Genomic DNA, 21,436 nt, shown 5'->3' with positions numbered 1-21,436 from the left:
AGTGGAACCAGAAAAGCTGTCACAAAAAGCCTAGAATCGTGACAGGTTTGACAGTGGAAGATGAAAAGCTGTCACAAAAAGCCTAGAATCGTGACAGGTTTGGCAGTGGAACCCGAAAAGCTGTCAAGAAAAGCTCGGAATCGTGACAGGTTTGGCAGTGGAACCCGAAAAGTTGTCACAAAAAGCCCGGGATCGTGACAGGTTTGGCAGTGGAACCCGAAAAGCTGTCAAGAAAAGCCCGGAATCGTGACAGGTTTGGCAGTGGAACCAGAAAAGCTGTCAAGAAAAGCCCTGGAATCGTGACAGGTTTGGCAGTGGAACCCGAAAAGCTGTCAAGAAAAGCTCGGAATCGTGACAGGTTTGGCAGTGGAACCCGAAAAGTTGTCACAAAAAGCCTAGAATCGTGACAGGTTTGACAGTGGAAGCTGAAAAGCTGTCAAAAAAAGCCTGGAATCGTGACAGGTTTGACAGTGAAAGCCGAAAAGTTGTCAAGAAAACCCGTAATCAGCAAGTTGTATGTAACAGCTACCTATATAAACTAATCCAACAGTAACGGAGGAAACTAAAATGAATTTTCGATTATCCGAAGAACATGAAATGATCCGAAAAATGGTCCGTGATTTTGCGAGGAATGAAGTGGCTCCGACAGCTGCAGAGCGTGATGAAGAGGAACGCTTTGACCGCGAGATTTTTGACAAGATGGCGGAGCTTGGCCTGACTGGTATTCCGTGGCCTGAAGAGTACGGCGGCATCGGCAGCGACTATCTTGCCTATTGCATCGCGGTTGAAGAGCTGTCCCGTGTTTGTGCATCTACAGGCGTTATGCTTTCAGCACACACATCGCTTGCTGGCTGGCCGATCTACAAGTTTGGAAACGAAGAGCAGAAGCAAAAATACCTGCGCCCGATGGCTGAAGGAAAAAGTATCGGCGCATACGGCCTGACTGAGCCAGGGAGCGGTTCAGATGCTGGTGCAATGAGAACGACTGCCAAAGAAGACGGAGACCATTATGTACTGAATGGTTCAAAAATCTTCATCACAAACGGCGGTGTAGCGGATATCTATGTTGTGTTTGCATTGACTGATCCTGAAAGCAAGCATAAGGGAACGACTGCCTTCATCGTCGAAAGCGATTTCGCTGGTTTTTCTGTCGGTAAGAAGGAGAAAAAGCTCGGTATCCGTTCATCTCCAACAACAGAAATCATCTTTGAAGATTGCCGCGTTCCAAAGGAAAACATCCTTGGTGAAGTGGGCGAAGGTTTCAAAATCGCGATGATGACGCTTGATGGCGGCCGCAACGGTATCGCAGCACAGGCTGTTGGAATCGCTCAAGGTGCGCTTGATGCTGCAGTCGATTATGCGAAAGAACGCCAACAATTCGGCAAGCCAATTGCGGCGAACCAAGGAATCGGCTTCAAGCTTGCGGACATGGCAACATCAGTTGAGGCTTCAAGGCTACTAACCTACCAGGCTGCATGGCTTGAGTCTGAAGGTCTTCCATACGGAAAGGAATCTGCGATGTCCAAGTTGTTCGCCGGCGACACGGCAATGAAAGTGACAACGGAAGCTGTCCAGGTATTTGGCGGCTATGGATACACGAAGGATTATCCAGTTGAACGCTTCATGCGCGACGCGAAAATCACGCAAATCTATGAAGGAACACAGGAAATCCAGCGCCTCGTAATCTCCAGGATGCTGACGAAATAACAAGGCGGGTAGATGTTGATGAAAAAGCGAGAAGTGCAGGCGTCGGTAAAAGATGAGCGACTTGTGAAAAAAAGGCGCGACCAGATGATTAAAGGGGCCGTAACCCTTTTCAAGCAGAAGGGCTTCCACCGCACGACGACCAGAGAGATTGCCCGGGCTTCAGGCTTTAGCATCGGTACCCTTTATGAATATATCCGCACGAAGGAAGATGTGCTGTATCTTGTCTGTGACAGTATCTATGACGAGGTTCGCGACCGCCTTCAGGAAAATCTTGATACGAACCAGGGAACGCTTGAGAGCCTGAAGGTTGGGATCGCCAATTACTTTAAAGTAATGGACGATCTGCAGGATGAAGTGCTTGTCATGTACCAGGAGGTAAAGTCGCTGACAAAGGATGCCCTTCCTTACGTGCTGAAGAAAGAAATCGAGATGGTGGGGATGTTTGAGGATGTCATCCAGCGCTGCGTCGAAAATGGCGAGCTTGACCTGGATAAGAAACATGTCAAAATCATTGCCCATGATATTTTCGTTCAGGGGCAGATGTGGGGATTCCGCCGCTGGGCGCTGCAAAAACTGTACACTCTCGAGGAGTATACGGAGCTGCAGACCGAACTGCTTTTCAAGGGTATAAAGGGGTCGAAAATGAAATTATGAACAGGGGGAACAAAATGAGTATGCCGGAAATGTATAAGCCAAAGAATCATATTCGCTTTGTGACAGCTTCAAGCTTGTTTGACGGCCATGATGCCTCAATCAATATTATGCGCAGGATTATCCAGTCACTTGGTGGCGAGGTCATCCATCTTGGCCACAACCGTTCTGTTGAGGAGGTCGTCAATGCCGCGATCCAGGAGGATGCACAGGGGATTGCGATTTCTTCCTATCAGGGCGGCCATGTAGAATATTTTAAGTATATGTACGATCTTTTAAAGGAAAAAGGGGCATCACATATCCGCATTTACGGCGGTGGCGGCGGTGTCATCATTCCGCGGGAAATAAAAGAGCTTCATGAATACGGAATCGCCCGGATTTTTTCACCGGAAGACGGCCGGAAATACGGCCTTAATGGCATGATCGAACAGATGATCAAGGAATGTGATTTCCCGACAGTTACTCCAGAAGGTGTCGAGGAAATCGAGAAGCTTGAAGCAGGTGACCCGAACGCGGTAGCCAAGCTGATTACGCTTGCCGAGCAGCATGTCGGTTCGGAAAAAGAAACAGCAGCCGCTGTTGAAACACTGATGGAAAAAGTAAAGACCTTGTCAAAATCTGTTCCTGTGGTGGGTATCACTGGTACAGGAGGGGCTGGTAAAAGCTCATTGACGGATGAACTGATCAGAAGATTCATCAATGAAATTCCTGAAAAAAGAGTAGCGATTTTATCTGTAGACCCTACTAAGCAAAAAACTGGCGGCGCACTTCTCGGTGACCGGATCCGCATGAACGCGATATTCTCTCCACGCGTTTATATGCGCAGCCTTGCAACAAGACAATCCAGGTCTGAACTATCGCTGGCAATCAAAGATGCGATCGACGTTGTGAAAGCAGCAGGCTTCGATCTTGTCATCGTCGAAACAAGCGGAATCGGACAGGGCAATGCTGGAATCACCGATGTCTGCGATGTCTCCATGTATGTGATGACAAGCGAATTCGGTGCGCCGTCACAGCTTGAGAAAATTGACATGATTGATTATGCAGACCTGATCGTTATCAATAAGTTCGAGCGCAAAGGCTCCGAGGATGCGAAGCGCCAGGTACAGAAGCAGTATCAGCGCAGCCATATGTTTTTTGACAAAGAACTTGATGAAATGCCAGTGTACGGCACAATAGCCAGCCAGTTTAACGACCCTGGCACGAACGCGCTATTTGCTGCACTTGTCAATAAAATCAATGAAAAAGCAGGCACAGACTGGACAACATCTTTCTCTACAAATGCAGTAGTCGAAAAACAGAATGTCATTATCCCGAACGACCGCCGTTATTACCTGCGGGAAATTTCAGAAACGGTACGCGGTTATCATAAGCATGCGGCCGAGCAGGCAGACCTCGCCCGCAGATTGTTCCAGCTTGAAGGGGCAATTGAGGCGGTAAAAGAAAGAGAAACAAACAGCGAAGTAGTTTCCTCACTTCAGGTATTAAAAGAAGAAGTAGAGAAGAAGCTGACTCCTGAGTCCAAATATATTCTCGAAAACTGGGAATCCCTCAAGGGAAAGTACAGTGCGGACCAGTTCGTAACGAAGATCCGCGATAAGGAAATAGTCACTGAGCTAAAGACTAAGAGCCTTTCAGGTTTAAGTATTCCTAAAGTGGCATTGCCGAAGTACAAGGACTACGGTGAAATCTTGCGCTGGGTATACCTTGAGAACGTACCAGGAAGCTTCCCGTATACAGCAGGCGTATTCCCGTTCAAGCGTGAGGGCGAGGATCCGAAGCGCCAGTTTGCTGGTGAAGGGACACCGGAACGGACGAACCGCCGTTTCCATTACCTGTCCAAGGACGACAGCGCGAAGCGATTGAGCACAGCTTTTGACTCTGTTACTTTATACGGGGAAGATCCTGATTACCGTCCGGATATTTACGGTAAGGTCGGCGAGAGCGGGGTAAGCGTTTGCTCGCTTGACGACATGAAAAAGCTGTATGCAGGATTTGACCTTTGCCACCCATCAACTTCTGTGTCGATGACGATCAACGGACCGGCGCCAATTATACTGGCTATGTTCATGAACACGGCAATTGAACAGCAGGTGCAAAAGAAGGAAGCAGAGCTTGGCCGCAAGCTGAATGATGAAGAGTTTGCACAAGTGAAGGAAATGACGCTCCAGACAGTTCGCGGAACAGTGCAGGCAGATATTTTAAAAGAAGACCAGGGACAGAATACGTGTATCTTCTCTACTGAATTCGCGTTAAGAATGATGGGCGACATCCAGCAGTATTTTATCGACGAGAAGGTTCGAAACTACTATTCTGTATCCATTTCCGGCTATCATATTGCCGAAGCAGGAGCGAACCCAATTTCACAGCTGGCCTTCACGCTTTCAAATGGTTTCACATATGTTGAATACTATTTGAGCAGAGGCATGAACATCGATGATTTCGCGCCAAACCTGAGCTTCTTCTTCTCAAACGGTCTTGATCCTGAGTATTCAGTGATTGGCCGGGTTGCCCGCCGCATCTGGGCGACAGTCATGAAGAACAAGTATGGCGCAAATGAGCGCAGCCAGAAGCTGAAGTATCATATCCAGACATCCGGCCGTTCATTACACGCACAGGAAATCGACTTCAACGATATCCGTACGACGCTTCAAGCATTGATGGCATTGCATGATAACTGCAACTCGCTTCATACAAATGCATATGACGAAGCAATCACAACTCCGACGGAAGAATCTGTCCGCCGCGCAATGGCGATCCAGATGATCATCACAAAGGAGCACGGCTTGACTAAGAACGAGAATCCGCTGCAGGGTGCGTTCATAATCGAAGAGCTGACGGATTTGGTAGAGGAAGCAGTACTTCAGGAGTTTGAACGGATCAATGATCGCGGAGGCGTGCTCGGCGCTATGGAAACACAGTATCAGCGCGGAAAAATCCAGGATGAGTCGATGTACTATGAGATGAAAAAGCATTCAGGGGAGCTGCCGATCATCGGAGTGAACACATACCTGAATCCAAATCCACCATCCGAGGAAGAAATCGACAAGATGGAGCTGGCACGTGCGACGAAAGAGGAAAAAGAAACCCAGATCCAAAACCTTGAAGCCTTCAAGGGTAAAAATAAGGATCAGTCCGAAGAAGCGCTCAACCGCCTGAAGGAAACAGCCGTCAGCGGAGGCAATATCTTCGCTGAACTGATGGAAACGGTAAAATACGCAAGCCTTGGACAAATCACAAGGGCACTATATGAAGTAGGCGGCCAGTTCCGCAGGAATATGTAAAGGCAGCATAAGTGTATGGCTTGTTTAAAATCATAAGAGATTGTGTATAAAGGTAGGACGTGGCATTAGAGATTTTGCAATGGACCTGGATTGGGCAAGGTGGCTTGTAGGAAAACTATGAGCCATCTTGCATTTTGTTAAGCTCTTTTTCGTAAAATAACCTTAACCTTAAAATACAGAGGGCTTGAAGGTAAGATGAGTTTTGTCCGGAAAAAACATCGTGAAAAACAACTTTTAAAGAATTTTTCATACCTTTTACAAGATAATCTTATATAATCTAGGTATCAGCTAATACATACGACCTACTTCAGGATGTGAAATTTGTGAGATCTGTGTTGTTAACGGCAGGAGCTGTTATGGCAGCTGCAGCCATGTATTATCTTTATCAGCGTCAGCTCGGTGCGATATCTTTTTTCATTCTTTCGATTGTCTTCTTTTTCATGGCATATGCCCAGCTTAAAAAGCGAAAAAGGACTGGCAGCGGGAAAGTGGACGATGAAAGCGAAAAAAGGCAAGAAAACGACAGATAAAACTGGCATAAAGGTTTAGAATTTGTTTATAATGTAGAATATGCATTCTGGGATATTTTCCTTGTTTTCGGACGCAGGGCCGGGTAAGGCCTGGAATAGAGAAAGGAAGTGCGAAGATTGAGTTTAAGTCAATACTCAAAAGAAGAGCTTCAAGAAATGTCATTGATTGAAGTTGCCTACGAAATTTTAAAAGAAAAGAAGCAAGCGATCACGTTCCAAGAGCTGATGACTGAAATCAAGAGCATTCTAAAATTGGACGAGGCCGATGTAAGCGAAAAAATGGTTCAGTTCTATACAGATATAAACATAGATGGACGTTTCATGTCCCAGGGGGAAGGCCGCTGGGGGCTTCGCGTCTGGTATCCTGTTGACCAAATCGAAGAAGATAATGTCACGACAGTCAAGCCTAAGAAAAAGAAATCGAAGAAGGCTGTTGATGAGGATGACCTCGATCTTGACGAATTCGATGAGATCGATGAGGAAGATCTTGACTTCGATGAATTTGATGAAGATGATGACGATGATGCCCTGGACGAAGATGATGATGAAGAAGAAGAATTCGATGAGGACCTTGAAGACACTGACGATTTCGACGACGATGAAGAGTTGATAGAAGACGAAGAGGAAGACGAAGAGCTTGAACTGGAAGAGGAAGATGACGAGGACGAAGAACTGTAATTAACAGCTTGACTTTTACCAGGACCGGCTGTAGAATACTTTTTGGGCTCCTTAAAAAAGGACGATTATGTAAAACAGCAACAAAACGCTCCCCATACTATGTATGCGGGGCGTTTTTTTTATTTTGTCCAGAACCCCCCATACAAATAGGTTTGCATCGCGAACAGCAGACCAATGAGATCGTTAAAAATTTTTTTAATAAATCAATTAAACAGGTACATATTGTACAAACTGTTTGATGAGGGGGATTACACAATGGCAAAGTATATTTTTGTAACAGGCGGCGTAGTTTCGTCATTAGGTAAGGGGATCACGGCAGCTTCTCTTGGAAGATTGCTGAAAAATAGGGGCATGAACGTCACAATCCAGAAATTCGATCCATACATCAACGTGGATCCGGGGACAATGAGTCCTTACCAGCACGGCGAGGTTTTCGTTACAGACGATGGAGCTGAAACGGATCTGGACCTTGGCCACTACGAGCGCTTTATTGATATCAATCTAAATAAGTATTCCAACGTGACGACAGGAAAGATCTATTCGACTGTCTTGAAAAAAGAACGCCGCGGTGACTATCTGGGCGGAACAGTACAGGTTATCCCGCATATCACGAATGAAATCAAAGACCGCGTTTTCCGTGCTGGAAAAGAAACTGGCGCTGACGTTGTCATCACTGAAATCGGCGGAACAGTAGGGGACATCGAATCACTGCCGTTCCTAGAAGCGATCCGCCAGATCAAGAACGATGTTGGCCGTGACAATGTCATGTATGTTCACTGTACGCTAGTTCCTTATATCAAGGCGGCTGGTGAAATGAAGACTAAGCCAACCCAGCATAGCGTAAAAGAACTTCGCAGCCTTGGCATCCAGCCTAACATCATCGTTCTTCGTACAGAAATGCCAATCTCACAGGACATGAAGGACAAGATTGCCCTATTCTGTGACATTGATAAGGAAGCGGTAATCGAAGCTGCAGATGCTGATACATTATATTCAATCCCTCTTGCCTTGCAGGAGCAGAAGATGGACCAGCTTGTATGCGACCACTTCAAGCTTGATTGCGGCGAAGCGGACATGACAGAGTGGAATGCTCTTGTTGAGAAAGTGACGCATCTTTCTGATAAAACAAAAATTGCACTTGTCGGTAAATATGTTGAGCTTCAGGACGCCTACATTTCAGTGGTTGAATCATTGAAGCATGCAGGTTACGCATTTGACAGCGATATTGAAATCAAATGGGTCAACTCTGAAGAAGTAACAGAAGAAAATGTCGTTGAATTGCTTAACGACGTCGATGGCATCCTTGTTCCAGGTGGATTTGGTGACCGCGGTATCGAAGGGAAGATCCTTGCGACCAAATACGCGCGTGAAAACAAAGTGCCATTCTTCGGAATCTGCCTGGGCATGCAGCTGGCATCCGTTGAATTCGCACGCCATGTTCTTGGCCTGAAAGATGCTCACTCTGCGGAAATCATGCCGAGCACGCCGTACCCGATCATTGACCTTCTTCCAGAACAGAAGGATATCGAAGACCTTGGCGGAACACTTCGTCTTGGATTATATCCATGTAAGCTTGGTGAAGACACGAAAGCATTCGCGGCATATGGCGATGATTTGATTTACGAGCGCCATCGCCACCGTTATGAGTTCAACAATGAATATCGCCAGGCAATGGAAAAAGCGGGCTTCCTCTTCTCAGGGACAAGCCCAGATGGCCGATTGGTAGAAATCATCGAACTGAAAGATCACCCATGGTTCCTGGCATCCCAGTTCCATCCTGAATTCACATCAAGACCAACACGCCCGCAGCCATTATTCAGGGACTTCATCGAAGCATCAATCAAGTCACGTAAATAATCGCGGAACATAAGCAAAAAGCCGGTGAAATCACCGGCTTTTTTGTGTGTATGGATTTTCAGTTGATCCATTTTAATACCTGTTGTCCCAGACCCACTCTGTTAGTATTCCTCCAAAATCTCCTCAATCGTGAATTTCAACCCGAAGTAAATGAATAATGCAACGATGGAGGTAGGATAGCCGACTCTGTTGCCCATTTCATCAGGCAGGAGCCCTTTTTTGATCCTTAAATCGATGTGCACGTCAGCCATAGTATCCAGACTTTCGGCTTCTTGATCGTCACGGACAGTGGAGATGGACACAAATGGAATCCCTTTCTCCTGTAAGTCACGTGCTGCTTCCACAGCCTCTTTGTTATCTGCGTACCGGCTTACAATAAGAACACGATCAGCAGCTTCTAGTTCTACTTCCTCTGTTAAAATCGCAGCGGATTGCAGCGGTTCCTCGCCATAGACGGCCTCGAGGGCAACTGCCTGCATCTCCTTTGTACCAAAAATATAAACCGTGCCCTCACCAGCTGCAGCTTGTGCCAGCAGGCGCGCTCCATCCTCAATTGAAAATTCTTCTTTTTCCTGAAGTCTGTTGAACAAACCTGTCAGCTGTGTCGAAAACATTTTTAACATAACAGCACCTCCGTTTTTGCCAATACTGATTATAAAGTACTACAATGGGAATGAAAAAGCATCTGTCGAAAAATATGTTTGAAAATATGGGAGGAATTTCAAGCTTTTTAACGAATTGTGTAAATGGGGATAAGACGAAACCGTTTCCTGGACAAATACATTTAACAACATACTACATTTATTAGGGGGAAGAGGCGGCATGAAAGAAAAAATACTTATTGTAGACGACCAGTTTGGCATCAGAATTCTACTTAATGAAGTGCTGCAAAAAGAAGGTTATCAAACGTATCAGGCTGCAAATGGCGTCCAGGCCCTGGATATCGTGAAAAAGCATCCACCGGATCTCGTTCTTTTGGACATGAAAATCCCTGGTATGGATGGAATTGAAATCCTAAAAAGAATGAAGGTAATCGATCCGGATATCCGCGTCATCATCATGACCGCCTACGGCGAGCTCGATATGATCCAGGAAGCAATGGACCTTGGGGCGCTGACACACTTCGCCAAACCATTCGATATCGACGACATCCGGGCAGCTGTAAAGAAATACTCACAAACCGTTTCGTAATATTTTATACAGATTACATAGAAATGCCCTCTCGACTTTTCAGAGGGCATTTCCTTTTAAAAAGCAGGGAAAATCCGAGTTTCCAGACTAGTGAAATTATTGGTAGCGCTTGCTTTATAGCATTTTTATGACACTTGCAAAAACAAGGCTAGAACAATGGCAATTCTGATTTTCTTTTGGTATGATACTTATGAATTCCACAGGATCATTTCGTTTTGATGAATGCCATCTCGGGTACATAATCAAATGCAGAGAGGGAAAACCTTTAAAAGGGTAGCATAGTCAAATGACGATTGATCATAATGAAGGAGGAAATGATATGCCTTTAGTTTCAATGACTGAAATGCTGAAAAAAGCGAATGCGGAAGGCTACGCTGTTGGGCAATTTAACTTAAATAACCTTGAATTTACTCAAGCGATCCTTCAGGCTGCAGAAGCTGAGAAGTCACCAGTAATCCTTGGTGTTTCTGAAGGTGCTGCACGCTATATGGGCGGCTTCAAAACAGTAGTGAAAATGGTAGAAGGATTGATGGAGGACTACAAAACAACAGTTCCTGTCGCAATCCACTTAGACCATGGTTCAAGCTTTGATAAATGTAAAGAAGCAATTGACGCAGGTTTCACATCTGTCATGATTGATGCTTCTCACGGTCCTTTCGAAGAGAACGTTTCAACCACTTCAAAGGTTGTTGAATACGCTCATTCAAAAGGCGTTTCTGTTGAAGCTGAATTGGGAGTAGTCGGCGGACAGGAAGATGATGTCGTTGCTGACGGCGTTATCTATGCAGATCCTAAAGAGTGTGAAGAACTTGTTCAGCGCACTGGCATCGACTGCCTGGCTCCTGCACTTGGTTCTGTACACGGTCCTTACAAAGGCGAACCAAACCTTGGTTTCAAAGAGATGGAAGAAATCAATAAGACTGCAGGCGTACCACTAGTATTGCACGGCGGAACTGGTATCCCAACAAAAGATATCCAGAAAGCTATTTCTTTCGGTACAGCTAAAGTCAACGTTAACACTGAAAACCAAATTGCTTCAGCTAAAGTTGTGCGTCAGGTATTGGCTGAAAAGCCTAACGAGTACGATCCACGTAAATACCTTGGACCAGCTCGCGACGCAATCAAGGAAACTGTAATCGGCAAAATGCGCGAATTCGGTTCTTCTAACAAAGCGTAAAAGCAATAGAAATTTGTTATAATTAAACCGCCTTACAATAAGGCGGTTTTTGTCCATTTATATAAGTTTGAAAATTTTGTCGACTGGAGGCGTTTACAAATGAAGTTTTTTATCGATACTGCGAATATGGAAGAAATCCGCGAGGCCTATACACTGGGAATTTTATCAGGGGTTACCACCAACCCGTCACTCGTGGCAAAAGAAAAGAATGTGAAGTTTGAAGACCGCTTGAAGGAAATCACTGAACTGGTTCCTGGTTCCGTCAGCGCGGAAGTCATCGCGCTAGATGCAGAAGGCATGATCAGAGAAGGAAAAGAGCTAGCTGCGATCGCTCCTAACATTACAATCAAAGTTCCGATGACACCAGAAGGATTGAAAGCAGTCTCTGTCTTTTCAAAAGAAGGAATCAAGACGAACGTAACATTGGTCTTCAGTGCGAACCAGGCATTGCTGGCTGCAAGAGCGGGAGCTACATACGTTTCCCCATTCTTAGGCCGCCTGGATGATATCGGCCATAACGGACTCGACCTGATTTCAACGATTGCCGACATCTTCACCATCCACGGCATCGACACAGAAATCATCGCAGCGTCCATCCGCCACCCACAGCACGTAACAGACGCAGCACTAAGAGGCGCACACATCGCAACCGTACCATACAAAGTCATCCAGCAAATGTTCAACCACCCGCTAACAGACAAAGGCATCGAAGCATTCCTGAAAGACTGGGAATCACGCGGACAGTAAACCGCAACACACATTAACGCATCACAGCACTGGGGGTCAGACCCCCAGTAGTTTAAAGTGCTAAAGTGACGCCTGTTAGGAAGTTTTACCCAATTTAATCTTTTTTGCATTTTATTACATGAATTTGGGAATATCGTGTAAACTAAAGGAATAGAAAACTCCCGGAATCTGAATATTTTTAATGGAAAAATATACCTCATTGATTTCGGTATTCAATCAAATCTAAGTAGAGCCTATATCGGTCTTAGCTGTAAAAAGTTTGCATCTCCAGCTTGACCTTAATACATCACGGCTTAGAAGGGAGTCAAAAATGGAAAAGCTTAAGATTGCAGGCGGCTATCCTTTAAAAGGGACTGTTCGGGTCAGCGGCGCGAAAAACAGTGCAGTGGCCTTGATCCCAGCAACGATTTTAGCTGAATCGCCTGTGACCATTGAAGGTTTGCCGGATATTTCCGACGTTCATATGCTCAAGGACTTAATGGAGGAGATCGGCGGTTCTGTTGAATTCTCGAACAATGAAATGACGGTGGATCCGTCTTCCATGATTTCCATGCCTTTGCCGAATGGAAAAGTGAAAAAGCTGCGAGCTTCATACTATTTAATGGGAGCGATGCTGGGCCGTTTCAAAAAGGCTGTCATCGGACTGCCGGGCGGCTGCCATTTAGGCCCAAGGCCGATCGACCAGCATATAAAAGGATTCGAAGCACTTGGTGCAAGCGTGACGAACGAACAGGGCGCGATTTACCTGCGTGCTGACGAGCTTCGCGGTGCGAGGATTTATCTTGACGTCGTCAGCGTTGGGGCGACGATCAACATCATGCTTGCTGCTGTCCGTGCAAAAGGGCGCACAATCATTGAAAATGCAGCAAAAGAGCCGGAAATCATTGATGTAGCGACTTTGCTCACCAATATGGGTGCGAAAATCAAAGGCGCGGGAACGGATGTCATCCGTATCGATGGCGTTGACGAGCTTCATGGCTGCCGACATACAATCATTCCTGACCGGATCGAGGCTGGGACATACTTGATCCTTGGCGCTGCTATTGGTGATGGTGTGACGATTGATAATGTCATACCTCAGCATATTGAATCACTTGTGGCCAAGCTGAAGGAAATGGGCGCTAAAATCGAAGCGAGCGACGAGCAAATTTATGTTGCGCCATCTGAAAAGTATAAAGCAATCGATATCAAGACGCTTGTTTACCCTGGCTTCCCGACCGATTTGCAGCAGCCATTCACTGCGCTGCTTACGAGAGCTGAGGGCTCCAGTGTCGTGACAGATACCATATATGGCGCTCGCTTCAAGCATATCGACGAACTGAGAAGAATGAATGCCAATATCAAAGTCGAGGGCAGATCGGCGATCATCAGCGGACCGGTCAAGCTTCAGGGAGCTAAAGTAAAGGCCAGTGACCTCCGTGCCGGAGCAGCGCTTGTCATTGCCGGACTGATGGCTGAAGGTGTGACTGAAATCACCGGTGTCGACCATATCGATCGCGGCTACAGCCATATCGTTGAAAAGCTCAATGGACTCGGTGCCACAATTTGGCGGGAAGATCTGACCTCTGAAGAACAAGAAGAGATAAAAAAATCATAAAAAGTATAGTACAATAGAGCTGTACAATACAAAAAGTGGTGCTATTGCTTATCGAAACCGTAGAATAGTATAACCTAATTGACTATCTAGCTGCCAACTGCGGCAGCATCAATTTCCGCTTCCTAAGCAGTTCCGAAGACATAATCGGCTAACGAGGAGAAAGCTGATTAATGGAACGGACTGAAAAGGAATGGATTGAGAGGTATACTTTTTTCGGCAGGCATTAGCCCCTTTCATGATTAGGGGATGATCATATGGAACGTAGCTTAACGATGGAGCTTGTCCGCGTGACAGAGGCGGCTGCGCTTGCTTCAGCCCGCTGGATGGGCCGCGGTAAAAAGGACGAAGCTGACGATGCTGCAACGTCGGCAATGAGAGATGTATTCGACACCATCCCGATGAAAGGTACAGTCGTGATCGGTGAAGGAGAAATGGACGAAGCGCCGATGCTATATATCGGTGAAAAGCTTGGGACAGGCTATGGTCCGCGCTTGGATGTTGCAGTCGATCCTTTGGAAGGAACGAACATTGTAGCGTCAGGCGGCTGGAACGCCCTTGCAGTCCTGGCTGTAGCGGATAACGGCAACCTGCTTCACGCTCCAGACATGTACATGGATAAACTTGCGGTCGGGCCTGAAGCGGTCGGAATGGTCGATATCAATGCTTCCGTTCTTGATAATCTGAAGGCAGTGGCTAAAGCGAAGAACAAGGATATTGAAGATGTTGTAGCGACAGTATTGAACCGTCCTCGCCATGAACATATCATTGCCCAGCTTCGTGAAGCAGGTGCAAGGATCAAGTTAATCAATGACGGAGATGTTGCTGGCGCAATCAATACAGCGTTTGATACTACCGGCGTGGATATCCTGTTCGGTTCGGGTGGAGCACCTGAGGGTGTCATCGCAGCAGTAGCGCTGAAAAGCCTTGGCGGCGAAATCCAGGGTAGATTGCTTCCTCAAAATGATGCTGAGCTCGAGCGTTGCAAAAAAATGGGCATTGATGTCAATAAAGTTCTTCTTATGGAAGATTTCGTCCGTGGTGACGATGCTATTTTCGCAGCAACAGGCGTAACAGATGGCGAGCTGCTTAAAGGAGTCCAATTCAAAGGCTCTTACGGCTCAACCCACTCAGTCGTCATGCGTGCAAAATCAGGAACAGTCCGCTTCATTGAAGGACAGCATAGCCTGAAGAAAAAGCCGCATCTAGTAATGAAATAATTTTATTTTTTTAAAATGAACCGATAACCCTTACAGATTCCGCTCCCTTTGCCGCATTATGCAGCAAAAGGGAGCGAATAAATAAAAAGATTGATTATTTTTCCTGTTTAAGGGTAAAATGAAAATTGTTTTACTGCTCATGTTGATTAGAATGAACACAAATCAGTTGTACACCTTCATTAATTCCTTCTTACAACCTTCAAAGGTAACTCATTTCTTCTTTTTCCATCCATACGCTGAAATTCTTATTACATTTTTTATGGGGGAAATCGAAATATTTTAAGGCGTGGTGACATTATGGAAGTAAATATTTCAAGCTTAGAAAATATGAAATTAAAAGAGCTTTATGAACTCGCAAAAGAATATAAAGTCTCTTACTACAGTAAATTAACGAAAAAAGAACTTATTTTTGCTATTTTAAAAGCGCGTGCTGAACAGCAGGGCTATTTTTTCATGGAAGGTGTTCTGGAAATCATCCAGTCAGAAGGCTTCGGTTTCCTGCGCCCGATCAACTACTCGCCAAGCTCTGAGGATATCTATATTTCGGCTTCGCAGATCCGCCGTTTTGATTTACGGAATGGAGATAAAGTATCAGGGAAAGTACGTCCTCCTAAAGAGAATGAACGTTATTTCGGCTTGCTCCAGGTTGAGGCAGTCAATGGAGATGACCCTGAATCCGCTAAGGAAAGGGTTCACTTCCCAGGATTGACGCCGCTATATCCTGATCGGCAGATGAAGCTAGAAACCACTCATAACAAAGTGTCGACCAGGATCATGGATGTCATCGCTCCAGTCGGATTTGGCCAGCGCGGCTTGATCGTTGCTCCGCCAAAGGCTGGTAAGACGATGCTTTTAAAAGAAATCGCGAACAGCATTACGACAAACCATCCGGAAGCAGAACTGATCGTGCTATTGATCGATGAGCGTCCGGAAGAGGTAACAGATATCGAACGTTCCGTTGCGGGCGATGTTGTCAGCTCCACTTTTGACGAAGTGCCTGAAAACCACATCAAGGTTGCTGAACTTGTGCTTGAGCGCGCGATGCGCCTTGTTGAGCACAAGCGCGACGTCATCATCCTTATGGACAGCATCACTCGTCTTGCCCGTGCTTATAACCTTGTTATCCCGCCAAGCGGACGTACATTGTCCGGCGGTATTGACCCTGCGGCGTTCCACCGTCCGAAGCGCTTTTTCGGTGCTGCCCGTAATATTGAGGAAGGCGGCAGCTTGACGATCCTTGCGACAGCGCTCGTAGATACTGGCTCGCGCATGGATGATGTCATTTATGAAGAATTCAAGGGAACTGGAAACATGGAACTTCACCTTGATCGTTCACTTGCCGAAAGAAGAATCTTCCCGGCCATCGACATCCGCAGGTCCGGAACGCGTAAAGAAGAACTTCTTATTCCAAAGGATCATCTGGACAAGCTGTGGGCTATCCGCAAATCGATGTCAGATTCTCCGGATTTCGCAGAAAAATTCCTGCGCAAGCTAAGATTGTCCAAGTCGAACGAAGATTTCTTCGCTGTCCTTGGTGAAGAAATGAAGGGCAATAACAAGCGTTCGTAAATCCATATTCTGGGTGTAAAAACTAACTTGAAATATATAGTTGGACTTGTTATAATGAGTTCAGTGTGTTTTTCCAATAACGGTATAACCGTTGATTATAACTCTGTTTCGGATATGATTCAGGGCGGAAGGAGATGAAAAGAATGAAATCAGGAATTCATCCAAACTACAAAACAGTTAAGGTGACTTGCGCATGCGGCAACGAATTCGAAACTGGTTCTGTAAAGAACGAGATTCGCGTTGAAACTTGCTCTGAGTGCCACCCATTCTATACTGGACGTCAAAAGTTTGCTGAAGCTGGCGGACGTGTTGACCGTTTCAATAAGAAATACGGTCTTAAAAACAACCAGGAACAGTAATATAAGAAACCAAACAGGCAAGAAGCTTTGCGACTTGCCTGTTTTTTATTTTGCTTTTTTTGAAAAACTGCCCGTGTTTTGGGTACATAAATTTAATTTTGTGAACTTTAATATTGAGTCTGGATTCAGCACTGATTTTTGTTATAATGGAAAAAGCTGAAAAAAGTGTCGAACTTTTAATCAGGCTTTTTTCGTACCTTTATGGCATGAAAAAGCCATAATTCTACGAAAGCAGCTTTTTGTTTAAATCCGCTCGAGCACCAAAAGCGTAAGAGCGATTCCATTTTTCCACCGAGGAAGGAGAGGCCGACCATGTACGTTATGAAACAAAGCGGTTGGATCGAATTGATCTGCGGCAGCATGTTCTCGGGTAAATCCGAAGAATTAATCCGCCGCGTGCGCAGAACTCAATTCGCCAAGCAAAAAATTGCTGTATTCAAGCCTGCGATTGATAACCGCTACAGCGAAGAATCGGTTGTATCACACAACGGAACTGCAGTTACTGCAAAGCCTATTGCCAACTCTACTGATATTTTCAAGCATATCAACCCTGAGATCGATGTCATTGCCATTGATGAAGTGCAATTTTTTGATAATGAAATCCTTCCGGTCGTCCAGCATCTTGCAGACAGCGGCTACCGTGTTATTGTTGCCGGTCTGGATCAAGATTTCCGCGGCGAGCCATTCGGACAGATGCCTGCATTGATGGCTGTTGCCGAAAATGTGACCAAGCTTCAGGCTGTGTGTGCAGTCTGCGGATCACCATCCAGCCGTACACAGCGTTTGATCAACGGCAAGCCAGCCTCTTATGATGATCCAATCATCCTCGTTGGCGCGTCTGAATCCTACGAACCACGATGCAGACACCATCATGAAGTGCCTAAATCACCAAACGAGCTGAAAATCGAAACAACGACTGAAAGCTTAACATAAAGTGAGTGATCCTCCCGGCAGCGGGGGGATTTTTTTTGTGGAGATCTTCCTATATTTGGATGACGGCACGATTATTCGTCTTTTTTTGGCAATTATTGCTGAACACGGAAGGATTATTGGCCAACTTCGGGAGAATATCACTCATCTTCGGGCAATTATCCTGCTTGAGTAAGAGAATAATTTTTCCAGTTAAGGATTACTGCGAAAAAAGGTACTTTTTCTGAGAAAAAGCACAAGTATTTTGACGGCATTCTTATCGAAAACGCATGATAAGACCCTGAAAAGGGCAACTTAACCACGGGAGGTGCCTTAATTTGAAAAAATTACTCATATTGCTTACGTTTGCAGTGGTTATGGTTGCTGGATGTGGCCAGGATAATACCGAATCAGTTTATGACAAGGATGAAGACCAGGCTGGCGTGGACTTGAATAGAGATGATGATGGAGTCCGCGAAGGAGACGGTCCGAATTTTACGAGGGACCAGGATGACGGCATGACAATGACCGACCAGAACCCAAATTTGCTGAACACCGATAATGAAAACCACTATAACTTTTCTCAGGACGTCCAAAAAGCGAAGGATGTCATTTCTGATGCAGGCTATCAGCCGGGCTCGATCTGGATCAACGGCGGCGAAATGAACGTAACCGCACAACTCCAAGGCCGCGTGACCAGAAAAGACCGTGAAAATGCCCAAAAGACACTTCAGGAAAAGCTGACCAGAGCATTGCCACGCTATGACATTAACGTTGATATTCAATAGAAGTTTGCATTGCAGCAGCATGCTCTCGTAAAAGGGCATGCTTTTTCCGTTGTACTGAAAGTGCACTTCCACCTTTTCAAATTTGAATTAGTGGCCAGCTCCAGCGCTTGCCGGGGCTGACCGAGGCGTTTGCAAGCTTCTATTCACAATGGCTTTGACTGAGGGTGTCACCTATACTATAATTAGAATGTTATGCTATGTAATTGGACTTATTGAATAACCGGTAATACAAACGTGAATAGAGTAATAATCCATTTAAAAGGATATTAAAATAGAGGTGAATGTCCGTGTTTGATCGTCTTCAAGCAGTAGAGGATCGTTATGAAAGATTGAATGAGCTATTGAGTGACCCGGAAGTTGTCAATGACTCCAAGAAGCTCCGCGAGTATTCTAAGGAGCAGTCTGACATTCAGGAAACGGTCATGGCTTACCGTGAATATAAGGAAGTCAAAGAGCAGCTGACTGATGCAAAAGCGATGCTCGAGGAAAAGCTCGATGCTGAGATGCGTGAGATGGTGAAGGAAGAAATCTCCGAGCTGGAACCGCAAATCGAGGAGCTTGAAGCTCGCATCAAGGTCCTTCTGATCCCTAAAGACCCTAATGATGACAAAAACGTTATCATGGAAATCCGCGGAGCTGCAGGCGGCGATGAAGCTGCGTTATTCGCCGGTGATCTTTACAGGATGTACAGCCGTTATGCGGAATCACAGGGCTGGAAGACGGAAGTTATCGATGCCAGCACGACTGGCGTGGGCGGCTTCAAGGAAATCATTTTCATGATCAATGGGAATGGCGCATATTCCAAAATGAAGTTCGAAAACGGTGCTCACCGTGTCCAGCGTGTTCCGGAAACGGAATCAGGCGGCCGGATCCATACTTCTACGGCTACAGTGGCTTGCCTTCCTGAAGCTGAAGAAGTGGAAATCGAGCTGCATGATAAAGACATTCGCTTTGATGCATTCGCATCCAGCGGTGCTGGCGGACAGTCTGTTAACACGACCATGTCAGCTGTACGTCTGACGCATATTCCAACAGGAATTGTTGTATCATGCCAGGATGAAAAATCACAGCATAAAAACAAAGACAAGGCGATGAAGGTTCTTCGTGCCCGTGTCTATGACAAGTTCCAGCAGGAAGCACAGGCGGAGTATGACCAGGTTCGTAAATCTGCTGTAGGTACAGGGGACCGCTCTGAGCGTATCCGCACGTACAACTTCCCGCAAAACCGCGTGACCGATCACCGTATCGGCCTGACTATCCAGAAGCTTGACCAGATCCTTCAGGGCAAGATGGATGAGATCATCGAAGCGCTAATTATGGAAGATCAGTCTCAAAGACTTGAGAGTGCGAACAATGACTAGTGTGAAAATATTTGAAGCCCTCAATTGGGCTTCTTCTTTTTTAAAAGAACATAATCGTGAGGAATTCGCCGGTGAGCTTTTGCTGCGGCACTATTCGGGGCTGTCCCGCACTTCCATGTTGATGAAGATGCGCGATGAACTGGATGGGGAGGTTTGGACTGAGTTCCAGGCTGCTGTAAAAAGGCATTCTGACGGCGAGCCGATTCAATATATCATTGGCAGTGAGGAGTTTTACGGCCGCCGCTTCATTGTGAATGAGCTTGTGCTGATTCCCCGGCCTGAGACAGAAGAACTTGTGCAAGGAACACTCCAGCGGCTGGACTGTCTTTTTCCGGAAAGCGATCAAATCGATCTTGTCGATGTCGGCACCGGCAGCGGCGCGATTTCGGTCACCTTGAAGCTGGAAAAACCAGAGTTGAAGGTAACAGCGGTTGACCTCTCCAAAGACGCTCTTGAAGTGGCGCGGAAAAATGCCAGCGAGCTTGGTGCTGAAATCGAGTTTTTACATGGCGACCTGCTCCAGCCGCTCATTTTACAGGGGAAAAAAGTCGATGCGGTCATCTCCAACCCGCCATATATCCCTGTTGCGGACCAGGAGTGGATGTCAGACATCGTCACTGATCATGAACCGCATATGGCGCTTTTTGCAGGCGAAGACGGCCTGGATCTATATCGCCGCTTCATGGACGAACTTCCGCTTGTTTTAAAAGAAAAAGCATTGGTTGGCTTTGAAATCGGCGCTGGCCAGGGTGAAGCAGTACGTGCGCTTTTGGAAAAAACCTTCCCGTACGCCAATGTTGAAGTTGTTTTTGATATTAATGGCAAGGACCGGATGGTTTTCGCTGAGTTGGACTCCTGATAAAAAAAGGGGTCCAATTTTTTTCAAAATTACTAGTTTAAGAATCTATCAAACTGTCCACACTGTTTACTAGTGAAGGGACGGTGCGAGAGATGATGATGAAAAAATCAGCCGCTATTATATACATATTATTACTATGTGCAGGTACTATTTTAAGTTTATATACACCAAAAAATGAAGTGACCGCGAAGGAAGCGATGGTCATTCCGAATGAGGCGATTCGCTTGAGGATCCTCGCCGACAGCGATTTGGAAAAGGATCAGAATATCAAACGCCTGATCCGCGATGAAGTGAACAAAGAAATCACGACATGGGTCCAGGAGCTGACGTCAATCGAGGCAGCGAGGGAGATCATTAAATCCAGGCTTCCGGAAATCCAGGCAATCGCGGAAAGAGTCGTCGCAGCGGAAGGCTCAAATCAATCTGTAAAAACAGAGTTTGACAAAGTCCAGTTTCCTACTAAATTATATGGGCAGTTCCTCTACCCAGCAGGTGAATACGAGGCCATCCTGATCACGATTGGCGAAGGCGAAGGCGCGAACTGGTGGTGCGTCCTCTATCCGCCGCTATGCTTCCTTGATTTCTCAAACGGTGAAGCAACAAGCGAAGGCTTTGATGAAAACGACAGCAAGGGCGATGTAAAAGTGGACGCAGAAGACGAGTCTGCTGATGCCAAGCTTGATGATGGGAAAAAAGATAAAAAAGGCAAGAAAAAGGTATATGAAGGCGGCGAAGAAGAAGAGGAAGTTGAAGTATCATTCTTCCTCGTCGAGATCTGGAACAGGATTTTCGGATAAAATAAGCCCCTGCGCAGGCCGCAGGGGCAATTTTTAGCTGAAAACATAGTTTGAAGGCAAATATATTGGCGGATTTCCAAATATATCGACCACTTTTTGAATTTATATCAGTGAATTCGGTCTGACCCCTTAATTCTTGACAATTACTTTAAATATCT

General features: G+C 45.9%; 20 protein-coding genes. 19 read left to right on the top strand and 1 reads right to left on the bottom strand.

Annotated features, from left to right (window positions below; all coding sequences use genetic code 11):
- Window positions 1–567: 567 nt before the first annotated feature.
- From J7I80_RS00590 to J7I80_RS00565, 6 genes are all read left to right on the top strand, one after another.
- Complete coding sequence (locus J7I80_RS00590) at window positions 568–1,707, top strand: acyl-CoA dehydrogenase (protein WP_041964639.1); 1,140 nt, start codon at window positions 568–570, stop codon at window positions 1,705–1,707.
- 18 nt (window positions 1,708–1,725) lie between these two features.
- Window positions 1,726–2,361, top strand: coding sequence for a TetR/AcrR family transcriptional regulator (locus J7I80_RS00585; RefSeq protein WP_214735496.1), 636 nt, complete (start codon window positions 1,726–1,728; stop codon window positions 2,359–2,361).
- 20 nt (window positions 2,362–2,381) lie between these two features.
- Complete coding sequence (gene icmF, locus J7I80_RS00580; RefSeq protein WP_214735512.1) at window positions 2,382–5,642, top strand: fused isobutyryl-CoA mutase/GTPase IcmF; 3,261 nt, start codon at window positions 2,382–2,384, stop codon at window positions 5,640–5,642.
- A gap of 323 nt (window positions 5,643–5,965) precedes the next feature.
- A complete protein-coding gene (locus J7I80_RS00575; RefSeq protein ID WP_192471921.1) occupies window positions 5,966–6,172 on the top strand; it encodes a hypothetical protein in 207 nt (68 codons plus the stop codon).
- A 117-nt stretch (window positions 6,173–6,289) separates the two neighbouring features.
- On the top strand, window positions 6,290–6,850 hold the full coding sequence (gene rpoE / locus J7I80_RS00570; RefSeq protein ID WP_214735495.1) for a DNA-directed RNA polymerase subunit delta: 561 nt from the start codon (window positions 6,290–6,292) through the stop codon (window positions 6,848–6,850).
- Between the two features lie 255 nt (window positions 6,851–7,105).
- The gene (locus J7I80_RS00565; RefSeq protein ID WP_214735494.1) at window positions 7,106–8,707 is read left to right on the top strand and encodes a CTP synthase; all 1,602 of its coding nucleotides are present in this window, start codon (window positions 7,106–7,108) and stop codon (window positions 8,705–8,707) included.
- Between the two features lie 101 nt (window positions 8,708–8,808).
- Here the strand turns inward: J7I80_RS00565 and J7I80_RS00560 are convergent, their stop codons facing one another.
- The gene (locus J7I80_RS00560; RefSeq protein WP_214735493.1) at window positions 8,809–9,330 is read right to left on the bottom strand and encodes a DUF2529 domain-containing protein; all 522 of its coding nucleotides are present in this window, start codon (window positions 9,328–9,330) and stop codon (window positions 8,809–8,811) included.
- A gap of 199 nt (window positions 9,331–9,529) precedes the next feature.
- Between J7I80_RS00560 and J7I80_RS00555 the strand changes: the two genes are divergently transcribed.
- The 13 genes from J7I80_RS00555 to spoIIR all read left to right on the top strand — a co-directional run bounded on the left by J7I80_RS00555 (window position 9,530) and on the right by spoIIR (window position 21,278).
- A complete protein-coding gene (locus tag J7I80_RS00555) occupies window positions 9,530–9,898 on the top strand; it encodes a response regulator (protein WP_041964634.1) in 369 nt (122 codons plus the stop codon).
- A gap of 319 nt (window positions 9,899–10,217) precedes the next feature.
- The gene (locus tag J7I80_RS00550; protein ID WP_214735492.1) at window positions 10,218–11,075 is read left to right on the top strand and encodes a class II fructose-bisphosphate aldolase; all 858 of its coding nucleotides are present in this window, start codon (window positions 10,218–10,220) and stop codon (window positions 11,073–11,075) included.
- Between the two features lie 99 nt (window positions 11,076–11,174).
- The gene (fsa, locus tag J7I80_RS00545) at window positions 11,175–11,822 is read left to right on the top strand and encodes a fructose-6-phosphate aldolase (RefSeq protein ID WP_214735491.1); all 648 of its coding nucleotides are present in this window, start codon (window positions 11,175–11,177) and stop codon (window positions 11,820–11,822) included.
- 310 nt (window positions 11,823–12,132) lie between these two features.
- Window positions 12,133–13,419, top strand: a complete 1,287-nt coding sequence (locus J7I80_RS00540; protein WP_214735490.1) for a UDP-N-acetylglucosamine 1-carboxyvinyltransferase — start codon at window positions 12,133–12,135, stop codon at window positions 13,417–13,419.
- Window positions 13,420–13,673: 254 nt separating this feature from the next.
- Window positions 13,674–14,636: a class II fructose-bisphosphatase gene (glpX, locus tag J7I80_RS00535; RefSeq protein ID WP_041964630.1), complete on the top strand. Its 963-nt coding sequence runs from the start codon at window positions 13,674–13,676 to the stop codon at window positions 14,634–14,636.
- 294 nt (window positions 14,637–14,930) lie between these two features.
- A complete protein-coding gene (gene rho, locus J7I80_RS00530; RefSeq protein ID WP_167831280.1) occupies window positions 14,931–16,205 on the top strand; it encodes a transcription termination factor Rho in 1,275 nt (424 codons plus the stop codon).
- Window positions 16,206–16,348: 143 nt separating this feature from the next.
- The gene (gene rpmE / locus J7I80_RS00525; protein WP_214735489.1) at window positions 16,349–16,564 is read left to right on the top strand and encodes a 50S ribosomal protein L31; all 216 of its coding nucleotides are present in this window, start codon (window positions 16,349–16,351) and stop codon (window positions 16,562–16,564) included.
- A 312-nt stretch (window positions 16,565–16,876) separates the two neighbouring features.
- A complete protein-coding gene (locus J7I80_RS00520; protein ID WP_214735488.1) occupies window positions 16,877–17,497 on the top strand; it encodes a thymidine kinase in 621 nt (206 codons plus the stop codon).
- A gap of 37 nt (window positions 17,498–17,534) precedes the next feature.
- Window positions 17,535–17,669, top strand: a complete 135-nt coding sequence (locus tag J7I80_RS23415) for a hypothetical protein (protein WP_285289105.1) — start codon at window positions 17,535–17,537, stop codon at window positions 17,667–17,669.
- 142 nt (window positions 17,670–17,811) lie between these two features.
- Window positions 17,812–18,261, top strand: coding sequence for a hypothetical protein (locus tag J7I80_RS00515; protein ID WP_214735487.1), 450 nt, complete (start codon window positions 17,812–17,814; stop codon window positions 18,259–18,261).
- Between the two features lie 287 nt (window positions 18,262–18,548).
- Window positions 18,549–19,622: a peptide chain release factor 1 gene (gene prfA, locus J7I80_RS00510; protein ID WP_214735486.1), complete on the top strand. Its 1,074-nt coding sequence runs from the start codon at window positions 18,549–18,551 to the stop codon at window positions 19,620–19,622.
- Complete coding sequence (gene prmC / locus J7I80_RS00505; protein ID WP_251027518.1) at window positions 19,615–20,481, top strand: peptide chain release factor N(5)-glutamine methyltransferase; 867 nt, start codon at window positions 19,615–19,617, stop codon at window positions 20,479–20,481. The genes prfA and prmC overlap by 8 nt, the downstream gene beginning before the upstream one ends.
- A gap of 98 nt (window positions 20,482–20,579) precedes the next feature.
- Window positions 20,580–21,278 carry a stage II sporulation protein R gene (spoIIR, locus tag J7I80_RS00500; RefSeq protein ID WP_214735510.1) on the top strand — a complete coding sequence of 233 codons (699 nt, stop codon included), beginning with the start codon at window positions 20,580–20,582 and terminating at the stop codon, window positions 21,276–21,278.
- The last annotated feature ends 158 nt before the right edge of the window (window positions 21,279–21,436 follow it).

Source organism: Bacillus sp. ISL-41 (assembly GCF_018613235.1).
Taxonomy (GTDB): Bacteria; Bacillota; Bacilli; order Bacillales; family Cytobacillaceae; genus Mesobacillus.
Note: the sequence above shows the minus strand (reverse complement) of the source record. Positions and strands in the feature narration are given on the sequence as shown.